The organism is Ruegeria sp. (assembly GCF_965221235.1).
Classification (GTDB): domain Bacteria; phylum Pseudomonadota; class Alphaproteobacteria; order Rhodobacterales; family Rhodobacteraceae; genus Ruegeria.
The window spans coordinates 1-21,911 of the sequence record NZ_CBDCRS010000001.1; the positions used below are offsets into that span (position 1 = coordinate 1).

At 58.1% G+C, this 21,911-nt stretch carries 20 protein-coding genes and 1 pseudogene; 15 read left to right on the top strand and 6 right to left on the bottom strand.

Going from position 1 to position 21,911, the window contains the following annotated elements; genetic code table 11:
- Positions 1–23: 23 nt before the first annotated feature.
- The 7 genes from ACOQOY_RS00005 to ACOQOY_RS00035 all read left to right on the top strand — a co-directional run bounded on the left by ACOQOY_RS00005 (position 24) and on the right by ACOQOY_RS00035 (position 7,688).
- The gene (locus ACOQOY_RS00005; RefSeq protein WP_420583442.1) at positions 24–953 is read left to right on the top strand and encodes a LysR family transcriptional regulator; all 930 of its coding nucleotides are present in this window, start codon (positions 24–26) and stop codon (positions 951–953) included.
- An 83-nt stretch (positions 954–1,036) separates the two neighbouring features.
- Positions 1,037–2,140: an IS4 family transposase gene (locus ACOQOY_RS00010; protein WP_420583443.1), complete on the top strand. Its 1,104-nt coding sequence runs from the start codon at positions 1,037–1,039 to the stop codon at positions 2,138–2,140.
- A gap of 126 nt (positions 2,141–2,266) precedes the next feature.
- On the top strand, positions 2,267–3,823 hold the full coding sequence (locus ACOQOY_RS00015; RefSeq protein WP_420583444.1) for an ABC transporter substrate-binding protein: 1,557 nt from the start codon (positions 2,267–2,269) through the stop codon (positions 3,821–3,823).
- Between the two features lie 61 nt (positions 3,824–3,884).
- Complete coding sequence (locus tag ACOQOY_RS00020; protein WP_420583445.1) at positions 3,885–4,859, top strand: ABC transporter permease; 975 nt, start codon at positions 3,885–3,887, stop codon at positions 4,857–4,859.
- Positions 4,859–5,734, top strand: coding sequence for an ABC transporter permease (locus ACOQOY_RS00025; protein WP_420583446.1), 876 nt, complete (start codon positions 4,859–4,861; stop codon positions 5,732–5,734). The genes ACOQOY_RS00020 and ACOQOY_RS00025 overlap by 1 nt, the downstream gene beginning before the upstream one ends.
- Entirely contained in the window at positions 5,731–6,705 is a 975-nt protein-coding gene (locus ACOQOY_RS00030; RefSeq protein ID WP_420583447.1) for an ABC transporter ATP-binding protein, read from the top strand. The genes ACOQOY_RS00025 and ACOQOY_RS00030 overlap by 4 nt, the downstream gene beginning before the upstream one ends.
- Positions 6,702–7,688 carry an ABC transporter ATP-binding protein gene (locus ACOQOY_RS00035; protein WP_420583448.1) on the top strand — a complete coding sequence of 329 codons (987 nt, stop codon included), beginning with the start codon at positions 6,702–6,704 and terminating at the stop codon, positions 7,686–7,688. Before ACOQOY_RS00030 ends, ACOQOY_RS00035 begins: the two co-directional genes overlap by 4 nt.
- A gap of 99 nt (positions 7,689–7,787) precedes the next feature.
- Here the strand turns inward: ACOQOY_RS00035 and ACOQOY_RS00040 are convergent, their stop codons facing one another.
- The 5 genes from ACOQOY_RS00040 to ACOQOY_RS00060 form a co-directional block, all read right to left on the bottom strand.
- On the bottom strand, positions 7,788–9,098 hold the full coding sequence (locus ACOQOY_RS00040; protein ID WP_420583449.1) for an acyl-CoA dehydrogenase family protein: 1,311 nt from the start codon (positions 9,096–9,098) through the stop codon (positions 7,788–7,790).
- Positions 9,099–9,161: 63 nt separating this feature from the next.
- The gene (locus ACOQOY_RS00045) at positions 9,162–10,358 is read right to left on the bottom strand and encodes an acetyl-CoA C-acyltransferase (protein WP_420583450.1); all 1,197 of its coding nucleotides are present in this window, start codon (positions 10,356–10,358) and stop codon (positions 9,162–9,164) included.
- A 5-nt stretch (positions 10,359–10,363) separates the two neighbouring features.
- A complete protein-coding gene (locus ACOQOY_RS00050) occupies positions 10,364–11,302 on the bottom strand; it encodes an SDR family NAD(P)-dependent oxidoreductase (protein WP_420583451.1) in 939 nt (312 codons plus the stop codon).
- A 27-nt stretch (positions 11,303–11,329) separates the two neighbouring features.
- A complete protein-coding gene (locus tag ACOQOY_RS00055; protein ID WP_420583452.1) occupies positions 11,330–12,445 on the bottom strand; it encodes an acyl-CoA dehydrogenase family protein in 1,116 nt (371 codons plus the stop codon).
- A 3-nt stretch (positions 12,446–12,448) separates the two neighbouring features.
- The gene (locus tag ACOQOY_RS00060; RefSeq protein ID WP_420583453.1) at positions 12,449–13,612 is read right to left on the bottom strand and encodes an acyl-CoA dehydrogenase family protein; all 1,164 of its coding nucleotides are present in this window, start codon (positions 13,610–13,612) and stop codon (positions 12,449–12,451) included.
- A gap of 127 nt (positions 13,613–13,739) precedes the next feature.
- Here ACOQOY_RS00060 and ACOQOY_RS00065 point away from each other — a divergent pair, with 127 nt between their 5' ends.
- The 8 genes and pseudogenes from ACOQOY_RS00065 to ACOQOY_RS00100 form a co-directional block, all read left to right on the top strand.
- Positions 13,740–14,735 carry an NADPH:quinone oxidoreductase family protein gene (locus ACOQOY_RS00065; RefSeq protein ID WP_420583454.1) on the top strand — a complete coding sequence of 332 codons (996 nt, stop codon included), beginning with the start codon at positions 13,740–13,742 and terminating at the stop codon, positions 14,733–14,735.
- A gap of 18 nt (positions 14,736–14,753) precedes the next feature.
- The gene (locus ACOQOY_RS00070; RefSeq protein WP_420583455.1) at positions 14,754–15,221 is read left to right on the top strand and encodes a MaoC family dehydratase; all 468 of its coding nucleotides are present in this window, start codon (positions 14,754–14,756) and stop codon (positions 15,219–15,221) included.
- Positions 15,222–15,263: 42 nt separating this feature from the next.
- Entirely contained in the window at positions 15,264–16,295 is a 1,032-nt protein-coding gene (locus ACOQOY_RS00075) for a phosphotransferase family protein (RefSeq protein ID WP_420583456.1), read from the top strand.
- A gap of 50 nt (positions 16,296–16,345) precedes the next feature.
- Positions 16,346–17,968, top strand: a complete 1,623-nt coding sequence (locus tag ACOQOY_RS00080; protein ID WP_420583457.1) for a long-chain-fatty-acid--CoA ligase — start codon at positions 16,346–16,348, stop codon at positions 17,966–17,968.
- Between the two features lie 43 nt (positions 17,969–18,011).
- Positions 18,012–18,779: an SDR family oxidoreductase gene (locus ACOQOY_RS00085; RefSeq protein ID WP_420583458.1), complete on the top strand. Its 768-nt coding sequence runs from the start codon at positions 18,012–18,014 to the stop codon at positions 18,777–18,779.
- A 61-nt stretch (positions 18,780–18,840) separates the two neighbouring features.
- Positions 18,841–19,629, top strand: coding sequence for an IclR family transcriptional regulator (locus ACOQOY_RS00090; RefSeq protein WP_420583459.1), 789 nt, complete (start codon positions 18,841–18,843; stop codon positions 19,627–19,629).
- Between the two features lie 23 nt (positions 19,630–19,652).
- Positions 19,653–20,417, top strand: a complete 765-nt coding sequence (locus ACOQOY_RS00095) for an SDR family oxidoreductase (protein ID WP_420583460.1) — start codon at positions 19,653–19,655, stop codon at positions 20,415–20,417.
- 148 nt (positions 20,418–20,565) lie between these two features.
- Positions 20,566–20,966: pseudogene (locus ACOQOY_RS00100) on the top strand (DDE-type integrase/transposase/recombinase); the annotation flags it as partial.
- Between the two features lie 124 nt (positions 20,967–21,090).
- Here the strand turns inward: ACOQOY_RS00100 and ACOQOY_RS00105 are convergent.
- Positions 21,091–21,786: a Crp/Fnr family transcriptional regulator gene (locus ACOQOY_RS00105; protein WP_420583461.1), complete on the bottom strand. Its 696-nt coding sequence runs from the start codon at positions 21,784–21,786 to the stop codon at positions 21,091–21,093.
- Positions 21,787–21,911: the final 125 nt, after the last annotated feature.

Genomic DNA, 21,911 nt, shown 5'->3' on the forward strand with positions numbered 1-21,911 from the left:
TAAGTGAAAAATTAGGACATTGTATGAAATTCACGCTGAAACAGCTTCGCTATTTTGACGCGGCGCTGCGCTTTGGTTCGATCGCCAAGGCCGCAAATGAAATGAATATTTCCCAGTCCTCGGTCACGGCAGCCATAGACTTGATAGAACAGTCTGTTGATGCCGATCTGTTCCGACGGGTACCGGCCAAGGGGATCGTCGCCACCGATACCGGCAAGCAGGTCGGCAAACGTGTTGCCCGCTTCCTTGAACAGGCCCGAGTGTTCGAAGCTGATCTGTTGTCCATCGCCGGTGATCCGGCGGGCATTCTGCGTCTTGGCTGTTACCAACCTTCAGCCCCATATGTTCTGCCACTTCTTTTGTCGCGCTTGTCGGAAGAATACCCCGGAATTCGGATTGATCTTGTCGAAGGGGATATCGACAAGATGAATGAATTGCTGATGTCGGGCAGCGTCGACCTTGCGCTGACCTATGGTGGTGATCCGGAAAGCAACACATCCTTTGACCTGCTCTTTCAGGCACACCCTTGGGCGCTTTTGCCCGTCAACTCTCCGTTGGCGCAGCGGCCCGAGGTCAGCCTGCGCGATCTGGCAGAGCTGCCGATGGTCATGCTGGAGCTGGCAACCACGCGGACCTATTTCTTTTCGCTTTTTGAGAAGCTCGGGCTTCAGCCGAACGTGGCGCATTCGACCAAATCCAGCTCGGTCCTCAGGGGGTTGGTGGCCAATGAGTTCGGCTATTCGATCCTGAACATTTGCGGCCCCCACGACAGGGACGGGCGAAATGGGTATTGCGCGGTACCGATTACCGATGCTTATGAAGCTCCGTCTTTCGGGGTCTCGTATATCGGGGCGCTTGAAGGGGCGGCCGTTGTCCAGGCCGTTCGCAAGATTGCCAGCGAACTTGTGGCTGAAGATGCGTTCAATCATCTGTTGCTGGTATCTGACGAATAACCACCCCACGGTACACGACGCTTCTTGAAACGAGGGGCGAAAAGGATTCGAATTGAAGATTCTTCACTACAAGGATCTTCAGGATGTTCGGATTTCTCCTCACCCCTCTGATGACAACGCTAAGCCCACATTTTGATCTGAGCAAGACGCGATTGGAGACCCTGGCCATAATGCTGATTGGTCTGGCAAACGGTCGAACTGTGAACCTTGGTCATCTGGCGAGTCAGTTCCCCGGCAGCGCTCTTCATGCATCGAGTTATCGCCGCCTTCAGCGCTTCTTCCAGCATGTTCGATTGGATGGAGATGTGGTTGCGCGGTTGATTATCTGCCTGCTTGATCTGAAGGGTCCAAAGCTCCTTGCGCTGGACCGGACCAACTGGAAGTTGGGCAAGACCGATATCAACTTTCTGGTTCTGGCGATCGTGACACGCCGCTTCAAGGTGCCTCTGATGTGGTCGCTTCTGGGTAACAGCGGTAATAGCTCAACGCGGCAACGCAAGAAGTTGATCCGACGATATCTTCGAGTGTTCGGGGCATCTTCCATTGAGGCTCTGCTGGCAGACCGGGAGTTCATTGGGGATAAGTGGTTGGATTTTCTCGCTGAAAACAACGTTCCATTCGTCGTCCGCTTACGCGAAAACATGCACATCCACACCGAAGACGGACGCCGGTTCCAGTTGCGTTCGCTGCTGCGCAAACGCCGCAAGGGCCAATGGAAAGGCTGGCTGGGCGGCATGGCGCACACGCCCAAGAACCTATTTCGCTTTCAGGGGAAACGGATCAAAGGTGGCGAGTTGATTTGGGTCGCAACAAACATCGACGCCCCAAAAAACCCACTCAAACTCTATCGCAAAAGGTGGGGCATTGAATGCCTCTTCGCAGATGCCAAAACTCGTGGCTTCAATATCGAAGACACTCACATCACCGACCCGCACAAGCTTGCGACACTCCTTACGATCGTTGCGCTGGCCATGACCTGGGCATACCGATGCGCAAGTCAGGCGATGGGCCGACAGGGGATCCCGAAAAAAGCCCACAAGCGGCGGGCAACGTCATGGTTCAGGGTCGGGTTCGACGCGCTCCGACGTTGGATCTTATATAACCCGGAAAAGGCTCTTCAGGCCTGGCGACGAACCTGCCCAAAGCGGTCGCTTTCAAGCCCCAAAATGGAGCGCGTTTGGCCATGAGTCGTGTACCATGTAACCACCCTAAAAAATGCAGTTAAGAAGAACAGAAAACGCTGTTTTCTGGGACTAAAGGCTTCGCTAGCCTCGTTACACAAAGGTCACAGAGCCATGTGGGAGGATTGAATAATGAACTGGACAACACGACTGTTGGGCGCGGCAAGCGTCGCTGCCCTTTCTCTGACGGCAGTCCCGGCATTTGCAGAAGGCGGTTCGCTTGTTGTCGCAGCATCGCAATCTCCGCGGCATCTGAATGGGGCTGTGCAGTCGGGAGTTGCGACCGCCGTTCCATCGACCCAGATTTTCGCCTCTCCGCTGCGCTATGATGAGAATTGGGAGCCGCAGCCATACCTCGCCGAAAGCTGGTCAGTCGCGGATGACGGCATGAGCGTGACACTGAACCTAGTTCAGAACGCGACCTTCCATGATGGCGAACCTGTCACATCAGAAGATGTGGCGTTTTCGATCATGACGATCAAGGAAAACCACCCGTTCAAGTCGATGTTTGAACCCGTTGAGTCCATCGACACGCCGGATGAGCACACCGCCGTCATCAACCTCAGCAGGCCGCATCCCGCGTTGCTGCTGGCGCTGTCTCCGGCCTTGGCGCCGATCATGCCCAAACATGTCTTTGGCGACGGTCAGGACCCGAAATCCCATCCCGCCAACGCCGCCCCGGTTGGATCCGGCCCCTTCATGCTTGAGGCTTTCACACCCGGTGAATCCGTTGTCTTGAAGAAGAACCCGAACTTCTTCATCGAAGGACGACCGAAACTGGATGAGATTATCATCCGCATCATTTCGGACCCGTCCGCTCTGGTGATCTCGATGGAGAATGGGGACGCAAATATCTATCCGTTCATGGGTACGAGCACCGAGATCAAACGCTTGGGTGATGCCGAAAACCTGGAGCTCACCACCGAAGGATATGCAGCTGTTGGCCCGCTGAACTGGCTGGCATTCAACACGGCGTCGGACAAGCTGAAAGACCCGCGGGTGCGTCAGGCGATTGCCTATGCCATTGACCGGGACTTTATCACCAAGGCTCTCCATCGCGGCGTGTCGACCCCGCAGCGCGGCCCGATCATCGAAAGCTCGCCTTTCTTCAACGAAGCAATCGCGACCTATGATGTCGATCTGGACAAGGCCAACGCGTTGATGGCCGAAGCCGGGTTTGGCGACGGGATGGAGCTGACCGTGGATTACATCCCCGGCCCGCCGGAACAGCAGAAAAACGTGGCAGAGTATCTGAAGTCGCAGCTGAAGAAGATCGGCATCGACGTCACCGTCCGCGCTGCACCCGATTTCCCGACATGGGCCGGACGCGTTGGCGGTCATGATTTTGAGCTGACCATGGACGTCGTATTCAACTGGGGCGATCCGGTGATTGGCGTCCACAGAACTTACCTGTGCTCGAACATCAACAAGGGCGTCATCTGGTCTAACACGCAGCAATACTGCAACGAGCGGGTCGATGAAGTTCTGAATGCGGCCGCCGTGGAAGGCGACCCGGACCAGCGCAAGGCTCTATACGATGAGTTCCAGCAGATCGTAGGGGAAGACCTGCCGATTTACTGGATCAACGCGCTGCCTTTCCACACCGCCTACGATAAGAAGCTGGTGAATGTACCAACCGGCATCTGGGGCGCAATGCATCCGATGGACATGGTTGAATGGTCCGAGTGATCGCCTGACGAAGCACACATGAGCAGAGCCATTAGGCTCTGTTCGCCCACTCTGAGGTAGCATGGACGCGACTTACATCCTCCGACGACTGTTCTATGGCCTGCTGCTGATGCTGGGCGTGGTCATCCTGAACTTCCTGCTGATCCGCCTTGCGCCCGGCGACCCTGCAATTGTCATCGCGGGCGAAATGGGGGGCGCGACCGAAGAGATGCTGGAAAGCATCCGCGAAGAATACGGATTGAACAAGCCACTGCTGACACAGCTGGGCATTTACATCGCCGGAGTCGCGCGCCTTGATCTGGGGGAAAGCTTTTTCTTCAATCAGCCGGTCTCGACCCTGATCGCCCATCGCATTGGCCCGACCATTCTGCTGGTGCTGACCGCGCAGTTCCTGTCGATTATCCTAGGCGTGGTCATGGGCGTGGTCGCCGCGCGCAAGCCCAACGGGTTCATGAGCGGTTTTGTCTCGATCTTTTCAACCATCGGCTACGCAGTCCCGGTGTTCTGGACCGGGATCATGCTGATCATCCTGTTCGCCTCGATCATCCCGATCTTTCCGGCGGAAGGGATGCAATACATCCAGCTGCGCGATGCGAATATCTTTGTCCGCGCTTTGGACGTCGCACATCATCTCGTCCTGCCCGCCTTTACGCTGGCCATCATCTACCTTGCCCAATACGCGCGCCTGTCGCGTGCCTCGATGCTCGAGGTGCTGGGCTCGGATTACATCAGAACCGCGCGGGCAAAGGGATCGTCCGAGCGTTCGGTGCTGTTCAAACACGCGCTGCGCAATGCCGCGCTGCCGATCCTGACGGTGGCGGGACTGCAATTCGGCAATCTGATCTCGGGCGCGCTGCTGGTTGAAACCGTGTTCAACTGGCCCGGCATGGGGCGGCTGGCTTTCGACAGTATCCTGCGGCGCGATTATCCAACCATCATGGGCGTCCTGTTCTTTGCCAGCTTCATGGTGGTGATTGCCAACATCCTGACCGATCTCAGCTATCGGCTGGCTGATCCAAGGCTGAGGGGGCGCTGATGTCCGACCAGACCACAACAGAGTTTCAGGCCGAAAGCCCCGCCCGCGAAGCCTGGCGCATGTTCCGCCGCAACATCCCGGCACTGGTCGGCGTGGCGCTGCTGACCCTCATTGTCGGCGCAACGCTCTATGGCGCGCTGTTCTACACCGGCGACGCGTTCGAGATTGTCTGGGCCCCGCACGAACCGCCCGGTGTCACTCCCGAGTTTCCGCTGGGGACCGACTATCTGGGCCGCAACATCGTGGCCGGATTGCTGACCGGTGGCGGCCCGACCTTGGCCGTCGGGCTGGCGGCGGCGGCAATCACCATGGTCATCGGCGTCACCTTCGGCGCGCTGGCTGGGTATTACGGTGGCTGGGTCGATAACCTGCTTATGCGGATAACGGAATTCTTTCAGGTCCTGCCTGCCCTGCTGTTTGCAATGGTGCTGGTCACCCTGTTCTCACCCTCGCTACTGACAATTGCCATGGCGATCGGAGTGGTCAGCTGGCCACAAACCGCGCGCCTGACCCGGGCTGAGTTCCTGAAGATCAAAGAACTGGAATACGTCACCGCCGCCCGTGCCATCGGCGCACGCAACAAACGCATCATCTGGAAAGTGATCCTGCCCAACGCGGCCCCGCCCTTGATCGTATCGGCCACGCTGACCATCGGCGTCGCCATCCTGTTCGAGGCCGGCCTGTCCTTTCTTGGATTGGGCGATCCCAATGTCATGAGTTGGGGCCTTATGATCGGCGCCAACCGCGAATACATTCTGGACGCCTGGTGGCCCGTCACCTTCCCCGGCCTTGCAATTTTTTTCACCGTCTTCGCCGTGTCCCTAATCGGCGACGGCCTGAACGACGCCTTCAATCCGAAGCTGAGGGAAAGATGAGCGCGCTGCTGGAAATCAACGACCTTCGCGTCAACTTCAACACGCGCTATGGCGAGGTCACCGCGCTGGACTCGGTGTCGTTCCACCTGAACGAAGGGGAAACGCTAGGCGTGGTTGGTGAGTCCGGTTGCGGCAAGTCGATCACCGCGCTGTCGGTGATGGGGCTAATTCCGCAGCCGCCCGGCCGGATCGCGAGCGGTTCGATCCGCCTGAACGGAGAGGAACTGATTGGCGCCAGCCCTGCGCGGATGCGATCCTTACGCGGCGGCGATGTGGCGATGATCTTTCAGGAACCGATGACCTCGCTGAACCCGGTTTTTACCGTGGGCGATCAGATCACCGAAGCCATCATGCTGCACCAGAAGGTCGACAAGGCGCAGGCGTTCAAGGACGCCGTGGCTCTGCTGGACCGGGTTGGCATTCCCAGCCCCGACGCCCGTGCGCGGGACTATCCCCACCAACTGTCTGGCGGCATGCGGCAACGGGTTATGATCGCAATGGCCGTGTCCTGTCGCCCCAAAGTGCTTATCGCCGACGAACCGACCACAGCACTGGACGTGACTGTGCAGGCACAGATTTTCGATCTTTTGAACGAGATCCAACGCGACTTTGGCGCGGCAATCATCCTGATTACCCACGACATGGGCGCGATCAGCGAAATGGCTGACCGTGTGGCCGTGATGTATGCGGGTCGCGTAATCGAAGAAGCAACAGCGGATGATGTGCTCGACTACCCTCAGCACCCTTATGCGCGCGGTCTGATCGACTGCATCCCCGCGCTCGGTCGCGACGATCATCGGCTGGCCGAAATACCGGGTGTCGTTCCACCGCTGCACATGCTCGGCAATGGCTGCGCGTTTGCCGACCGCTGCGCCTATCGCCAGGACCGCTGCACGCAGGAAAAACCGTTGCTGGCCGATCACGGGCGGCATCCGGTGGCCTGTCACGGGGTCGAGGAGAACCGGATATGAGCCTGTTGATGGATGTCCGCGACCTGACCGTTCGCTTTGCGCTGCCCAAGCCGTCGATCTTTGCAAATCGTCCGATGCTGGATGCTGTCCGTCAGGTCTCATTCCAGTTAGAGGCCGGTAAGGCGCTGGGAATTGTCGGTGAAAGCGGGTCGGGCAAGACGACAACGGCCATGGCGGCAATCCGATTGACCAAGGCCGCAGGCGGTCAGGTGTTGTTCGAAGGCGAAGACCTGTTGAGCCTGAGCGACGAGCAAATGCGTCAGAAACGCCGCGATGTTCAGCTAATCTTTCAGGACCCGTATTCGTCGCTCAACCCGCGTGCCCGTGTTGTGGATATCGTGCGCGAACCGATGGACCTGATGGAAATCGGCACGCCAGAAGAACGTCTGGATCGGGTCAAGGAGTTGTTTGCGCTGGTCGGCTTGCGGCCGGACCAGTTGAACCTGTTCCCGCACCAGTTCTCGGGCGGTCAGCGGCAGCGTATTTCCATCGCGCGGGCCTTAACGACCAATCCCAAGCTGCTGGTTTGTGACGAGCCTGTTTCGGCCCTCGACGTTGCAATACAGGCGCAAATATTAAACCTGCTGGCCGACCTAAAGGAAAAGCTGGGACTCTCTTACCTGTTCATTTCCCACGATCTGGGTGTGGTTCGTCACGTCTGTGACGAGGTTGCGGTAATGTATCTGGGCAAGATCGTCGAAAGCGGGCCGACACAGGCCTTGTTCGAAGACCCGCAGCATCCGTATACGCAGGCGCTGCTCTCGGCGGCTCCATCACTGGCGCGGCGCAAATCCAAGGGATATGTGCGCCCGCTGAAAGTGTCCGGCGACCCGCCAAGCCCGATCAACCCGCCCAAAGGCTGTGCCTTTGCCGAACGCTGCCCGCGCGCCGCAGAGGTTTGCCGGAACACACCGCCTGATCTGAAAGCAATCGGTCTACACGCAACCGCCTGCCATTTTCCCGGTCCTGCTGTTTCATCCTGAATCGCGTATTTCGCGACATTTTTTACCACCCCACTCACGAACCAAAAAAGGCTCCCGGAATGATTCCCCGGGAGCCTTATTTACCTAAAGCCGCGTCCGTTATGGGCCAGAGAAGATACCGCCCGCACCGTTCCGCTGCGACGCATCCTGACGCGCGTTGGACGCCTTGAAGCTTTGCACCTCCGCGCGGGCGACGGTATGGTGATGGACCTCATCCGGGCCATCTGCAAAACGCAGAACCCGTTGCGTTGCATACATCCCCGACAAAGGCGACCATTGCGACACACCGGTCGCGCCGTGTACCTGCATTGCATCATCAATGATCTTGGCAGCCTTCTCGGGTACCATCGCCTTGATCATGCTGACCCAGATCCGCGCCTCTTTGTTGCCCAGAACGTCCATCGCCTTGGCCGCTTTCAGAACCATCAGGCGCATCGCCTCAACCTCGATCCGGGACCGGCTGAGCGTTTCCATGTTCTTGCCCAGATCAATGATCTGCTTGTTGAATGCCGTTCGGCTAAGCCCGCGTGAGATCATAAGGTCAATCGCCCGCTCAGCCGCGCCAATCGAGCGCATGCAATGGTGAATGCGCCCCGGCCCAAGGCGCAACTGGCTGATCTCAAAACCACGGCCTTCACCCAGCAGCATGTTGGATTCCGGCACGCGGACATCTGTAAAGCGGATATGCATGTGGCCATGCGGGGCCTCATCATGGCCGAACACGGTCATCGGCCCCACGATCTCGACCCCGGGTGTGTCTATCGGGACCAGAATCTGGCTTTGTTGGCGGTACGTTTCCGCATCCGGGGAGGTCTTGACCATGACGATCATGATCTTGCAGCGCGGATCACCGGCGCCGGAGATATAGTATTTCTCGCCGTTGATCACCCACTCGCCATTCTCCAGAACCGCCCGGGTCGAGATGTTGCGCGCATCCGATGAGGCCACATTGGGTTCGGTCATGGCAAAGGCGGAACGGATTTCGCCCGCCAGCAGGGGTTTCAGCCACTGCTCTTTCTGCTCGGGCGTGCCGACCCGTTCCAGCACCTCCATATTGCCGGTGTCGGGGGCCGAACAGTTCAGCGTTTCCGGGGCCAGCGGACTTTTGCCAAGCTCAGCCGCGATATAGGCATAATCCAGATTTGACAGCCCCTCGCCGGTTTCCGCATTCGGCAGGAAGAAGTTCCAAAGCCCGGCCTCTTTGGCCTTGTTTTTAGCCTCTTCCAACAGTTCCAACTGCCCCGGCGCGTAAGACCAACGGTCTGCCCGACCCTCACCCAAACGATAGAATTCCTCGGTGATGGGGTCCACGTTGTCGCGGATATGCGCCACCACCCGGTCGTAAAGTGGACGCGCCTTGTCGGACATTTCCAGATTGTTCAATGCCCAAGTCTCAACAGATTGTTCCATGGTCTCCTCACCTAATCTATGCGCGTATCCATTCGCCCCAATGCTTCCGCCGGGGCCGTGTTCCTACAAAACCTCAAACAGCCCTGCGGCCCCCATGCCTCCGCCGACACACATCGTCGAGACGATGTATTTCGCGCCCCGGCGTTTGCCTTCGATCAGCGCATGACCGACCATCCGCGCGCCGGACATGCCATAGGGATGCCCGATCGAGATCGCGCCGCCGTTCACGTTCAGCAACTCGTCCGGAATGCCCAGCTTGTCGCGGCAATAGAGAACCTGGCAGGCGAAGGCCTCGTTCAGTTCCCACAACCCGATATCGTCCATCTTCAACCCATGGATTTCCAACAGTTTCGGGACTGCAAAGACCGGTCCGATACCCATCTCATCCGGTTCGCACCCGGCGGCGACAACGCCGACATAGCGGCCAAGCGGTTGCAAGCCGCGCTTTTCAGCGACTTTCGCCTCCATCACCACCGAGGCCGAGCTTCCATCGGACAACTGGCTGGCATTGCCTGCCGTGACGAAATTGCCCTGCGCGATATGAATCCCATCCTTGAACACCGGGTTCAGACCCGACAGGGAGACAAACGTCGTCGAAGGCCGGTTGCCTTCGTCCTTGGACAGGGTGACCTCCTGATCCGAAATCTCACCGGTTTCCTTGTTCTGTACCTTCATGACGGTGGAAAGAGGCACAATCTCGTCGTCCAGCTTGCCCGCCTCTTGTGCCGCGGCGGTACGCGCCTGAGATTGCACCGCATAACGGTCCTGATCCTCGCGGCTGACGCCATAGCGCGCGGCCACCGTCTCGGCGGTTTCCAGCATAGACATGTAGGTTTCCGGCTTTTGCGCTTTTAGCCAAGGATCGGCAGACATCCGCATCTCGGGTGTTTGCACCAGTGATATGCTTTCCACGCCGCCGCCCACGACCACATCCATCCCGTCGTGAAGAACCTGCTTGGCCGCCGCCGCAATCGCCATCATCCCCGAGGCGCATTGGCGGTCTAGCGACATGCCTGCGACCGTGACCGGAAGCCCGGCCCTTAACGCCGCCTGACGGGCAATATTGCCGCCCTGATACCCCTGTTGCAGCGCGCTGCCGACGATGCAGTCCTCAATCTCAGCGCCTTCAAGCCCGGCTCGCGCGACGGCGTGTTCGATGGCATGGGCGGCCAGCTGTTGTGGCCTGGTTGCGTTAAACGCACCTCGGTAGGCGCGGCCAATGGGGGTTCTTGCTGTGGATACGATAACGGCGTCGCGCATGGTGGTTACTCCTTGCCCCAGCTCAGAGTCAGGCCCCGAGCTTTTGCTGCGTTTTCGGCGAATTTCGATGTCTGGCTGAAGGCGTTGGGCATGGGTTGCTGGTTGTCTGGGGATTGGATGTCGGCAAACGCTGCGGCAACGGCTTCCGGCGTATTCTCGTCGTCGAGCAGAACGATGCCGGGTGTCTCGTAAATCCGGGTTTGCGCATAGCATCCGGCACCGGCCCCCAAGATGAACTGCGTGGGCGCGTCTTTACTGACCAGATACAGAACTCCCGGGGAAATCGATTCAGGAGCCAGCAAAGCCAGCGCCTCATCCGGCAGCAGTTCTTCGGTCATCCGCGTCGCGGCAGTGGGGGCAAGCGTGTTAACTCGGATATCATCCCGCGCGCCCTCTTGCGCCAGAACGTTCATCAGACCGACCATGGCGGCCTTGGCCGCGCCGTAGTTGGACTGCCCAAAATTGCCATAGAGGCCCGACGAAGAAGAGGTCAGCAGAACCCGGCCATATTTCTGGCCGCGCATGATTGGCCAGCAGGCATGGGTGACATTGGCCGAGCCGATCAGGTGTACATCGACGACCTTGCGAAAGTCATCCATCGACATTTTGGCAAAGGTCTTGTCGCGCAGGATGCCCGCATTGTTAATGACAATGTCGATCCGGCCCCATTTCTCCGTGGCCTGACCGACCATGTCAGCAACATCCTCGATCGAAGACACATCCGCCCGATGCGCAATCGCTTCGCCGCCATTGCCGATGATTTCTTCCACGACGCTGTTGGCGACAGTGACCTGACCGGCCGCACCGTCCGTTGCAACACCGGGATCGTTGACCACAACCTTTGCGCCCCGTGCTGCCAGTTGCAGCGCATGGCTGCGGCCCAGGCCAACGCCCGCCCCTGTTACGATGGCCACCTGCCCGTCAAAACGAATGGTTTCTGTCACTTTCTGCCTCCCTTATGCGCGGCGCACTCAGAACCCTTTGGCCCGCGCGATCACCTGAGCGTGGTATCCATAGTCGCCCAGCCACTCGGCTGAGACCCCGGCCCGTTTCATATACAGGCCCATGTCGTATTCGTCGGTCATGCCGATGCCACCGTGCATCTGGACGCCTTCCTGCACGGCCAGAACCGCCGTATCCGTCGCCCGCGCCTTAGCCAGCGATACGGCAACTTCGGCGGCATCGGGGTTTGCATCCAACATCCGTCCGGCATTCAGAACCGCCGAGCTGGTGACTTCAATCTCACACCACAGCTTGGCGGCGCGGTGTTGCAGGGCCTGAAAGCTGCCGATCAGCATACCGAACTGCTTTCGCTCTCTCAGATATCCGACGGTCATGTCGACCGCGCCTGTCGCCAGCCCCAATTGTTCAGCCGCCAAAGCCGCCTGCCCGGCGCGCAAGGCCGGGATCAAAATGTCCAGCCCCTGCCCCGCAGCGCCGACGACTTCGTCGCCCGAGAGCACCACGTCGTCGAACTCGACCCGCGCTGCGTCCCGTGAATCCACCATCGCTTGCGCAGTACGGGTGATGCCATCACGATCCGCCGGGATGTCGAACACCGTTAGGCCTTGGCCGGCTTGCGCCAGAACCAGCAACCGGTCCGACAAGGCACCATCCACGACAAAGGTCTTGCCGCCGTTCAATCGAAAGCCGTTGCCATCGCCTGTGGCAGGCATTTTGACTGTTTCGGGGTCGAATTTCCGACCTTCCTGCACGGCGATGCCGTATGTCAGCGCGCCTTGTGCAATCCGTTCCAAAGCGTCATTGGCTCGATCATCCGCCGCCTGCCGCAGGGCCGTTGCGGCAATCACGGCTGTACTCAGGAATGGGCTGGCCGCAAGCGTCTTACCCATCTCGCAGGCCAGCACTCCGGCCGCGGCGTGGCCCATATCGACCCCGCCTTGCGCTTCGGGAACCAGAATACCAGCCCAACCCATATCGGCCATTTCTGCCCAGAGCTCAGGGTCATGAGTCCGCCCCGCGTCGCGCATCGCGCGCAGGTGCTGCACCGGAGCCTTGGCGTCCAGAAACCCGCGTGCAGCTTCGGCCAGCATGGTTTCGTCTTCGGTTTTGACCAGTTTTTGCATGGTTTACCCCGGCAACCCAAGAATACGGCGAGAGATGATGCCCAACATGACCTCTGAGGTTCCCCCTTCGATGGAATTGCCTTTGGATCGCAGCCAATCCGCAGCGCGATTGCCCAGGTCACTGTCCCATTCCAGCGCCGCACTGCCGCCCGCCCGCATCAGGATTTCCTGCTGGCGCTTGTTGAACTCGGTGCCGACATATTTCAGCATGGCCGAGGCATCCCCGGCCCCCTGACCCGCCTCGGCCTGATCGCGATACCGCTCCAGCGTCAGTTTGATAGCCATCGAGTCGATCTCGGCCCGCATCACATCGGCGCGCAAAACGGGATCGGTGATCTCGCCAAGTTCTTCTTTTAGCATCTGACCCAAAGATCCTTCGCCACCGGCAAAAAGCTCGGAGATGTTCTCACGCTCATGAGTCAGCAGGTATTTCGCAACGTCCCAGCCCCGGTTTTCTTCACCGATGATCTGAGCCTTCGGTACAACAGCATTGTCAAAGAACGTTTCGCAAAACGGTGACTGGCCCGAGATCAACCGGATCGGGCGCGTCGTAACGCCTGCCTGCTCCATATCGATCAGAACAAATGAAATCCCTTTGTGCTTGGGCACGTCGCCATCCGTTCGCACCAGCGCAAATATCCAGTCCGCCTGATCCGCATAAGACGTCCAGATCTTTTGCCCGTTCACCAGCCAATGATCGCCATGGTCTTCGGCCTTGGTTTGCACATTGGCCAGATCAGATCCGGCACCCGGTTCGGAATAGCCCTGACACCAGCGAATCTCACCCCGCGCAATCGGCGGCAGCAAAGATTGCTTTTGGTCTTCCGTCCCAAAATGCAGGACAGCCGGGCCGAGCATCCAGATGCCGAAACTCTGCAACGGTAGACGGGCGTTGATGCGGTTCATCTCCTCGCGGAACACTTTTTCCCGCGCCCGGTCCAAACCGGCCCCGCCATAGGCTTTGGGCCATGTCGGAACGGTCAGGCCTTTGGCAGCGCAACGTTCCAGCCAGACGCGCTGACTGTCGGATTGGAATTGCCAGCGTTTACCGCCCCAGCAGGTTTTGTCATCGCCATGATTACCGTCCCGCATGTCGGCGGGGCAGTTTTCATCCAGCCAGCTTCTGATCTGCTGTCGAAACTCCTGAATGTTGGTGTCTTCGGGCATGCGACCTCCACTGCGCAGCAATTCCACTTATCGAAACTACATTTCGCACAGCGATTGACAAGAAAAAATTTTGCGCCAATTCTGTTGGGACAGTTTGATTGCACTCAAGCGCGACGGGAGGCAGCGCATGAAAGCACAGATCAGCACCGAACCGGGTGGCCCTGAGACCTTGCGACTGGTCGAAATGGATGATCCACACCCTAAAGATAATCAGGTTCTTTTGCGTATCCACGCCACGGGCGTAAATTATCCAGACGCCCTGATTATCCGAGACCTTTATCAGGCCAAGCCGCCCCGGCCTTTCGCGCCGGGTAGCGAAATGGCGGGTGAGATCGTTGCGGTTGGAAAGAGCGTTTCCGGCTTCGCCATCGGTGATCGCGTGATCGGCATGTCCGACAATGGCGGCTTTGCCACGCATGCCTGCTTGCGCCCGGATCAACTGATCAAGATACCCGCAGATATGCCCTTTGATGAGGCCGCGTGTTTTATCCTGACCTATGGCACATCCTACCACGCGCTGAAGGACCGCGCCTGTCTGTCAGAGGGGGAAACCATTCTGATCCTCGGCGCAGCTGGCGGCGTGGGCGTTGCCGCCATTGAGCTGGCCAAAAGTATGGGTGCCCGGGTTATTGCTGCGGTCTCATCTGAAGAAAAGGCGCAGTTCTGTACCGAAATCGGGGCTGACCTGACCCTGATTTACAAGCGAAACATGGACCGTGAGGATCAAAAGGCGTTCTCGAAACAAATCAAAGAGCTTGCCGGGCCGGACGGCGTTGATGTGGTTTATGACGCTGTCGGCGGAAACTACTCGGAACCGGCCTTTCGTAGCCTCTCGTGGAACGGACGTTTTTTGGTCGTGGGCTTTCCTTCCGGCATTCCAAAGATGCCTCTGAACCTGCCGTTGCTCAAAAGTGCTCAGATCCTCGGCGTTTTCTGGGGGGCGTGGACGTATCACGATCCGAAAGGCCACGCACAGAACACGCAAGACCTGTTCGAACTTTACAGCGCCGGAAAGTTGAAACCCCGTATCACGGCGTCCTTTCCGTTGGAAAAAGCGGCCGAGGCGCTGGTGCTTCTGGAAAGCCGCAAGGCGCTTGGGAAAATCGTTGTGACGATGGGTTAAGAAAGTGGGATATCACCTATGACACGCACCGATGAAGCCCTAGAGCAGCTTGAGAGAACAATCGGGCAAGAGATTGGTACCTCTGACTGGATCGAAATCACTCAGGAGGTGATCGACTCCTTTGCCGATGTAACCCATGACCACCAGTGGATTCATCTCGATCCCGAGAAAGCCGCGAAAGAGACGCCTTATGGCGGCACAATTGCCCACGGGTTTCTGACGTTGTCGCTGTGCAGCCGGTTCGCCCGTGATGTAATCGCGCCGATGGATGGTGAGGCAATGGCGATCAACTATGGTTTCAACAAGCTGCGGTTCCTGTCGCCGGTCCCCAGCGGGTCCCGCATACGTGGACGCTTCCATCTTCAGAACGTGACGCGAAAAGGTGACACCAGCATCCTGAGGACAATGGACCTAAGCGTGGAAATCGAAGGCGGTGACACGCCCGCATTGGTCGCTGAATGGCTGGGAATGATCGTCTTTGAGTGATGCCAGCCCCAAACCCTAACCGCAAAGCAAAGAGTTGCATCCATGACCGCAGTTGACCGCCTGAACCTCGACAGCCTCTCGGCCTACTTGCGCCAACACCTGCCCGATCTGACAGGCGAGATTACCGCCGAGAAATTCTCGGGCGGCCAATCGAACCCGACTTTTCTGATCTCTGCGGGCGCGCGGAAACTGGTCCTGCGGCGCAAGCCACCGGGCAAATTGCTGAAATCGGCCCATGCCGTGGACCGAGAGTTTCGCGTCATCAGCGCATTGTCACAAACCGACGTCCCGGTCGCCAAACCGGTGCTGCTGTGTGAAGACGACGACGTGATCGGCTCGATGTTTTTCATCATGAGCTATGAGGATGGCGACATTTTCTGGGACCCTGCCCTGCCCGAAGTCACCAAACCGGTCCGGTCCGAGATGTATTCGGCCATGACCCGAACTTTGGCCGCCCTGCACTCGGTCGATGTAGCCGAAGTTGGGATGCAGGACTTTGGCAAACCGGGGAACTACTACCAACGCCAGTTCTCGCTGTGGGAGAAACAGTATCGCGCGGCCGAAACAGACACCAATGACCATGTCGAGCAGCTGATCCAGTGGCTGGGCTCGAACCTGCCAGAAGACGATGGGCAGACCAGTCTGATCCACGGGGATTATCGTCTGGACAATCTGATCTTCTACCGAGGCCAGCCCAAGGTCCGCGCGGTTCTGGATTGGGAGTTGTCGACGCTGGGCCATCCGATCGCGGATTTTGCCTATTACTGCATGAGTATGCGCCTGCCCCATGGCGCGGTTGTTGGTGGTTTGCGCGGTGTTGATCTGGACGCGCGTGGTATCCCGTCAGAGCAACAGATCATCGACGAATATTGCGCCATCAGGGGCCTTAGCGGTGTCGGCAACTGGGACTTTGCGATCAGCCTGTCGTTTTTCCGCTTGGCCTCAATCGCGCAGGGTGTCTATGCGCGCGCGCTGGCGGGCAATGCGTCGAACAAGAATGCGATGAAGCTGGGCGCGCATGTCGATCCGGTGGCCAAGCTGGCGCTGGACGGCCTGTCGGCGGCCGAACTTTAGATCGTTGGCCACCAGCCCCAAAAACGGAATTTGCAGGACATAAGGCAGACATGAGCGATCCCCGCCCTCTTCCCGCGAATTTCCAGCCCCTACCGGCGCTGGAGCAGCCTGAGCGGACGATAGACGCCAATCTGGAACTGTCCGCGCGGCTTTATGGGGATCGGGATGCCATCATCTTCAACGATGCCCATATCCAGTACGGCCAGCTGTGGGCCATGGTCGAGGCACTGACCGGATATCTGCAAAAAAAGATCGGGTTGAAAAAGGGGGAACGCGCGCTGCTGTATATGCAGAACAGCCCGCAATTCCTGATCTCTTTCTACGCTATTCTCCGGGCGGGCGGTGTGGTCATTCCCGCCAACCCGATGAACAAACCCGAGGAGCTGAAGTTTCTGGCCGAGGCCACCGGGGCAAAGCTTGTCTTGTCCGGGGCCGAGCTGATCGAAAATCTGACGCCCCTGCAAAGGGGCGGAGAAATTCGGGACATCATCGCTGCCGATTACCGCGATATGGCCGATCCGAACTGCCCCTACCCTCTGCCTGAACCGGCACAGGGGGATTGCCCGGACGTCCATGAGTTTCAACAAGCTCTGGCCGCTGGCTTGATACCGGTGCCGCGAGAAACGTCTCCGGATGACCTGGCGGTGATTCCGTTCAGCTCGGGCACAACTGGTCAGCCAAAAGGGTGTATGCACACACACCGGACGACTATGGCGACGATCCTGTCAAACGGCGGCTGGTTGGAACTGCCCGAGCACTGCACCCACCTGGCCACCATGCCGTTCTTTCACGTGACAGGGCTACAGAACTCGATGAACGTGCCGGTGTTCTACGGCCATACCATTGTCATCCTCAGCCGCTGGAACGCGGAAATTGCCGCCGATCTGATCGAACATCACAAGATCGGCTGCTGGATTTCGATTTCAACCATGCTGATCGATCTGCTGAATGACGAACGCGCGCTGAACCACGATCTGTCCTGCCTGCACACGCTCAGCGGTGGCGGTGCCGCGATGCCAAAGGCCGTGGCGCAAAAGCTGAAACAGCGGATCGGTCGCCCTTATATCGAAGGCTATGGGTTAAGCGAGACCATCGCGGGCACCCATGTCAATCCGCTGGACGCGCCAAAAGAGCAATGTCTTGGCGTTCCAATCCACGGCGTCGATGCACGGATACTTGCCCCTGAGAGTTCAGAACCTGTCCCTATTGGCGAGGTCGGCGAGATTGTGGTGAATGCACCTCAGGTCTTCAAAGGGTATTGGAACGACGCAGAGGCCACACAGGCCGCGTTCCTTGACCTCGGCGGCAAGCCCTTCTTCCGTACCGGCGACTTGGCCTATCGGGACGCCGAGGGGTACTTCTTCATCGTCGACCGCCTGAAACGGATGATCAACGTATCGGGCTTCAAGGTCTGGCCAACCGAGGTTGAAAGCGTGTTGTTCGGTCACCCCCAGATCAAAGAGGTCTGCATTATTGGGGTCGAGGATGACCGTCGCGGGCAGCACGTCAAAGCACATGTTGTTCCGGTCGATGGCGCCGACCTGACAGCGCAAGGCCTCATTGATTGGTGCCATGAAAAAATGTCCGCCTACAAATGCCCCAAAGAGGTCGAGTTTACGACCGCCCTGCCCCGTTCGGGGACAGGCAAGGTGCTGTGGCGCGAATTGAGTTAGGACCGCGGCGCATGTTTCTCTGCCGCCAGACCGAGGAATTGATATGGAACTGAAAGACAAAATTGTTGTGGTGACAGGGGCCGCTGGCGGTATCGGCCGTGCTTTGGCGCAGGCGTGCGCTCAGGAAGGGGCGGCCAAAGTGGTCTGCACCGACATCAACCTTGAAAAGACCGAAGAAACTGCCGCCCTGATCGGTGGGCGGGCAATTCTGGCTGACGTTTCATCAGAAGATGGGATCAAAACGCTGATCGACACTGTCGAGGCTGAGGTCGGCCCGATTGACCTGTTCTGTTCGAATGCCGGAATTGCTGTATCCGGCGGCCCCGAAGTTTCGGATGAAGCGTGGCAGAGCAGCTGGAATATCAACGTGATGTCGCATGTCTGGGCAGCCCGGCATTTGATCCCCCTTATGACTGAACGCGGCGGTGGGTATCTTTTGAACACGGCCTCGGCCGCCGGCCTGCTCAATCAAATCGGGGCGGCCACTTATGGCGTTACCAAACATGCCGCCGTGGGGCTGGCCGAGTGGCTGGCGATCACATACGGCGATCAGGGTATCCGCGTCTCGGTGCTGTGCCCACAGGCCGTTCGCACCGATATGATCAAGGGCAGCGAAGAGCACGTCGCCTCGATCGACGGCGTGATGGAGCCGGAAGACGTGGCCCAAGTCTGCATCGATGCAATCCGCGATGAGCAGTTCCTGATTTTACCGCACCAGCAGGTGCGCGGCTATATGCAGGCGAAAGCCGAAAACTACGAGAAATGGATTGGCGGCATGAGGAAGCTGAACCGCAGCTTTGGGATGCTCTAGCAAACAGGGTGGCGTTGACGTAGGGCAAGCTGCGGCACAGGGCCAAAGACAGGGGAACGCTATGGATTTTATTGACGACACTGGCGATGAAAAAGACCGCAACTTCGTCACCGCCCTTGCACGAGGGCTGGATCTGTTGCGCGCCTTCGACCCTGGCGATCCTGAGCTGTCGAATACGGATTTCGCCGAACGCACCGGCCTGCCGAAACCCACCGTTTCCCGGATGACGCATACGCTGGTAAAGCTGGATTATCTCAATCTGGATGAACGTACGGGCCTCTATCGGCTGGGGCCGGGCGTACTGAAGCTGGGCCTGAACGTTCTTGCCTCGTCAGAAATGGCCGACCGCGCCCGCGCGCCGATGAAAACCGTCCTTGAAGGCCCCAACCCATTTGTATCGGTGTCGCTGGGGCACAGGCACCGCGATGAAGCGATCTACATCGCGGTGGAACGGTCCCGCGAGGTTGCCGCGCTGAGCCTTGGCGTCGGTGCTTCAGTGCCTTTATTCCTTTCGGCGACGGGGCGCGTGATCCTGATCGGCCTGCCAGAAGATGTGCGCGAGGCGACGTTCGAACAGGCCGACAGGAAAGACCCCTCTCGGGCGCAAGAGCGACGCAAAGCCTATCTGGACGCGCAAAGCGAATACGAACACCAAGGCTATGTGACCGGCTTCGGAAGTTGGCGCAAAGATGTGATGGGCATTGCCGTGCCGGTCTTCTCATTGGACCCGGCCCGCGCCTATGGGTTGAATGTCGGCGGCCACGCGTTTCACGTCAGCGCCGACGAGTTGAAACACCACTATGCCGAAAACCTGATTGCTGCTGGCGAAAAGCTGAGCATAAAAATCTGACCCCCCCAAAGGAGCTTCAAGTCATGGCACATCCTCTGTTCAATCTGGACGGCAAAATCGCATTGGTCACGGGCGCAAGCCGGGGGATCGGAGAAGCCATTGCCACCCTGCTGGCAGAGCATGGCGCGACTGTCATCGTGTCCAGCCGCAAGGTCGATGGGTGTCAGGCCGTTGCAGATCAGATTACCCAAGCGGGATACAAAGCGGGCGTCATCCCCTGCAACATCGGCAATATGGACGACATTCATGCGATGATGTCCCAAATTCGCGAAAAATACGGGCGTCTGGACATTCTGGTGAACAACGCTGCTGCAAACCCGTATTTCGGCCATGTGTTGGATACGGATCTGGGGGCGTTCCAGAAAACCTTAGATGTGAACATCCGCGGCTATTTCTTCACGTCCATCGAGGCAGGCAAACTGATGCGTGAAAACGGGGGTGGCAGCATCATCAACACAGCCTCCATCAACGGTCTGACACCCGGCGATATGCAGGGCATCTACTCGATCACCAAAGCCGCCGTGGTCAACATGACCAAGGTTTTCGCCAAGGAATGCGCGCAATTTGGCATCCGCTGCAACGCTTTACTGCCGGGCCTGACCCGCACCAAATTCGCCGGTGCCTTATTCGAGACCGAAGGTTTTTATGACGAAGTCGTCGCAGACATCCCGATGAAACGTCACGCCGAACCTTCTGAAATGGCGGGCGCCGTATTGTTCCTCGCCTCTGATGCAAGCAGTTACATGACAGGCCAGAACGTCGTCGTCGACGGCGGCTTAACCGCCTGACCGCGCGTATCTAAGTGGACATTGGAACAAAGCGTGTGCGGCATCCAAGCCCTCCGCCGAAAAATTCAGTCCTGCTTAATCTGCACTGTAGGATCGAGGCCGGTCTCGTTTTCGCTTGCACCTTGTTCAACAGGCCGAACCCTGTCGAATAGAAAAACAAGGCAAAACGCTTCATTTCATGCTTTCGGAATGTCGCAACAAACCGGCGGCCACAAAGCTCTTCGCTGAAATGCTATAGGTCAACGGCCTTCCAAGAAAGATTGTCATCGGCGAAAGCGGCGCAAATATTGCGGGTATCAAAGCAATCAACAGAAACCTCAAAGGCTTTGGTTGCCCGATACCGATAGAGATGGTCAATCGGAAGTACCTGAACAATATCATCGAACAGGACCACCGTTTCATCAAAAGGCGAATATGACCGATGCTTGGGTTTAAGGCCTTCGCTTCAGGCGGCAACGCTGGACTGGATTGAGGAAGCTCATGACGCGCAAGAAACAACTCACGTCCGGACTCTGTTCTTTTAAACAATTCGCCTATTTAGCTGCCTAATTTCGTTGCGAACGCCAAGACGCCTCGGCGCGTTCAGAACTTTGCGACAAAGCCGAGACGATGCCCGTTAAGTGCATGCACCTTCAGAAATAAGTGATCCCAGAGGAAAAACAGAAACAGCGCTTCAACGCAAGTTTACAGGCTCATCCTCCACATATCTGCGCAACGCGTCGATATCCGAGATCTCAGCGTGGTTGCGATCAATCTTCACGCCAACCGCTTTGAGCCTGGAGAACGCCCGGCTAAGGCTCTCGGGCTTCATCCCCAAACGGCCAGCGATGAGCATTTTGTCATAGGGCAGCGATACATCACAGCGACCACCTTCGTCGTCGCAAAGGTTCAACAGAAATTCTGCAACCCGCTGTGCGCCTGTCTGCGCCTTAAGCTGCTCCAATTGCGCTACCAACGAATGCAGATGAGTGAACGTCGACGCCAGAATCGAGATTCCGATTTCGGGGTCCTCTTTCATCAACGAGATCAGGATCGGGCTGGGGATGTGCATTACATCACAGGCCGACACGGCCTCGGCTGATACGGGGTACGGTACGTTGCGAAGGGCGACGGCTTCGCCAAAGCTGTCACCGCGTTTGAACACACTCACGACCGCCTCGGCGCCTGTTGGCGTCATGCGAAAAAGCTTGACCCATCCCGCCAGCACGACGTGAACGGCCTTTGCAGTTTCTTCCTGCAAAAATATTGTTTCGCCACGATCATACTGTCGCCAGATCGCGTGGCTCAGCAGTGTCTCGACATGCTGATCAGGCAAGCTGCGCAGCAGAAGCGACTGACGCGCGATCGCCTTTTGGGCTTCATGAGGCACGAAAACTCCCCCGTGTCTTTTCCGCAGCCGAGAAACCACGGCCCGTCCATCCTGTCTTTAAGCTATGTCAAACCCGGCGCGACCGCATCAAACTTTTGATGCCGTGTTAACTTGACAATAGTCAT

Coding starts and splice junctions, on each gene's coding strand:
- ACOQOY_RS00005 (WP_420583442.1), top strand. CDS start 24: ATGAAATTCACGCTGAAACAGCTTCGCTATTTTGACGCGGCGCTGCGC.
- ACOQOY_RS00010 (WP_420583443.1), top strand. CDS start 1,037: ATGTTCGGATTTCTCCTCACCCCTCTGATGACAACGCTAAGCCCACAT.
- ACOQOY_RS00015 (WP_420583444.1), top strand. CDS start 2,267: ATGAACTGGACAACACGACTGTTGGGCGCGGCAAGCGTCGCTGCCCTT.
- ACOQOY_RS00020 (WP_420583445.1), top strand. CDS start 3,885: ATGGACGCGACTTACATCCTCCGACGACTGTTCTATGGCCTGCTGCTG.
- ACOQOY_RS00025 (WP_420583446.1), top strand. CDS start 4,859: ATGTCCGACCAGACCACAACAGAGTTTCAGGCCGAAAGCCCCGCCCGC.
- ACOQOY_RS00030 (WP_420583447.1), top strand. CDS start 5,731: ATGAGCGCGCTGCTGGAAATCAACGACCTTCGCGTCAACTTCAACACG.
- ACOQOY_RS00035 (WP_420583448.1), top strand. CDS start 6,702: ATGAGCCTGTTGATGGATGTCCGCGACCTGACCGTTCGCTTTGCGCTG.
- ACOQOY_RS00040 (WP_420583449.1), bottom strand. CDS start 9,098: ATGGAACAATCTGTTGAGACTTGGGCATTGAACAATCTGGAAATGTCC.
- ACOQOY_RS00045 (WP_420583450.1), bottom strand. CDS start 10,358: ATGCGCGACGCCGTTATCGTATCCACAGCAAGAACCCCCATTGGCCGC.
- ACOQOY_RS00055 (WP_420583452.1), bottom strand. CDS start 12,445: ATGCAAAAACTGGTCAAAACCGAAGACGAAACCATGCTGGCCGAAGCT.
- ACOQOY_RS00060 (WP_420583453.1), bottom strand. CDS start 13,612: ATGCCCGAAGACACCAACATTCAGGAGTTTCGACAGCAGATCAGAAGC.
- ACOQOY_RS00065 (WP_420583454.1), top strand. CDS start 13,740: ATGAAAGCACAGATCAGCACCGAACCGGGTGGCCCTGAGACCTTGCGA.
- ACOQOY_RS00070 (WP_420583455.1), top strand. CDS start 14,754: ATGACACGCACCGATGAAGCCCTAGAGCAGCTTGAGAGAACAATCGGG.
- ACOQOY_RS00075 (WP_420583456.1), top strand. CDS start 15,264: ATGACCGCAGTTGACCGCCTGAACCTCGACAGCCTCTCGGCCTACTTG.
- ACOQOY_RS00080 (WP_420583457.1), top strand. CDS start 16,346: ATGAGCGATCCCCGCCCTCTTCCCGCGAATTTCCAGCCCCTACCGGCG.
- ACOQOY_RS00085 (WP_420583458.1), top strand. CDS start 18,012: ATGGAACTGAAAGACAAAATTGTTGTGGTGACAGGGGCCGCTGGCGGT.
- ACOQOY_RS00090 (WP_420583459.1), top strand. CDS start 18,841: ATGGATTTTATTGACGACACTGGCGATGAAAAAGACCGCAACTTCGTC.
- ACOQOY_RS00095 (WP_420583460.1), top strand. CDS start 19,653: ATGGCACATCCTCTGTTCAATCTGGACGGCAAAATCGCATTGGTCACG.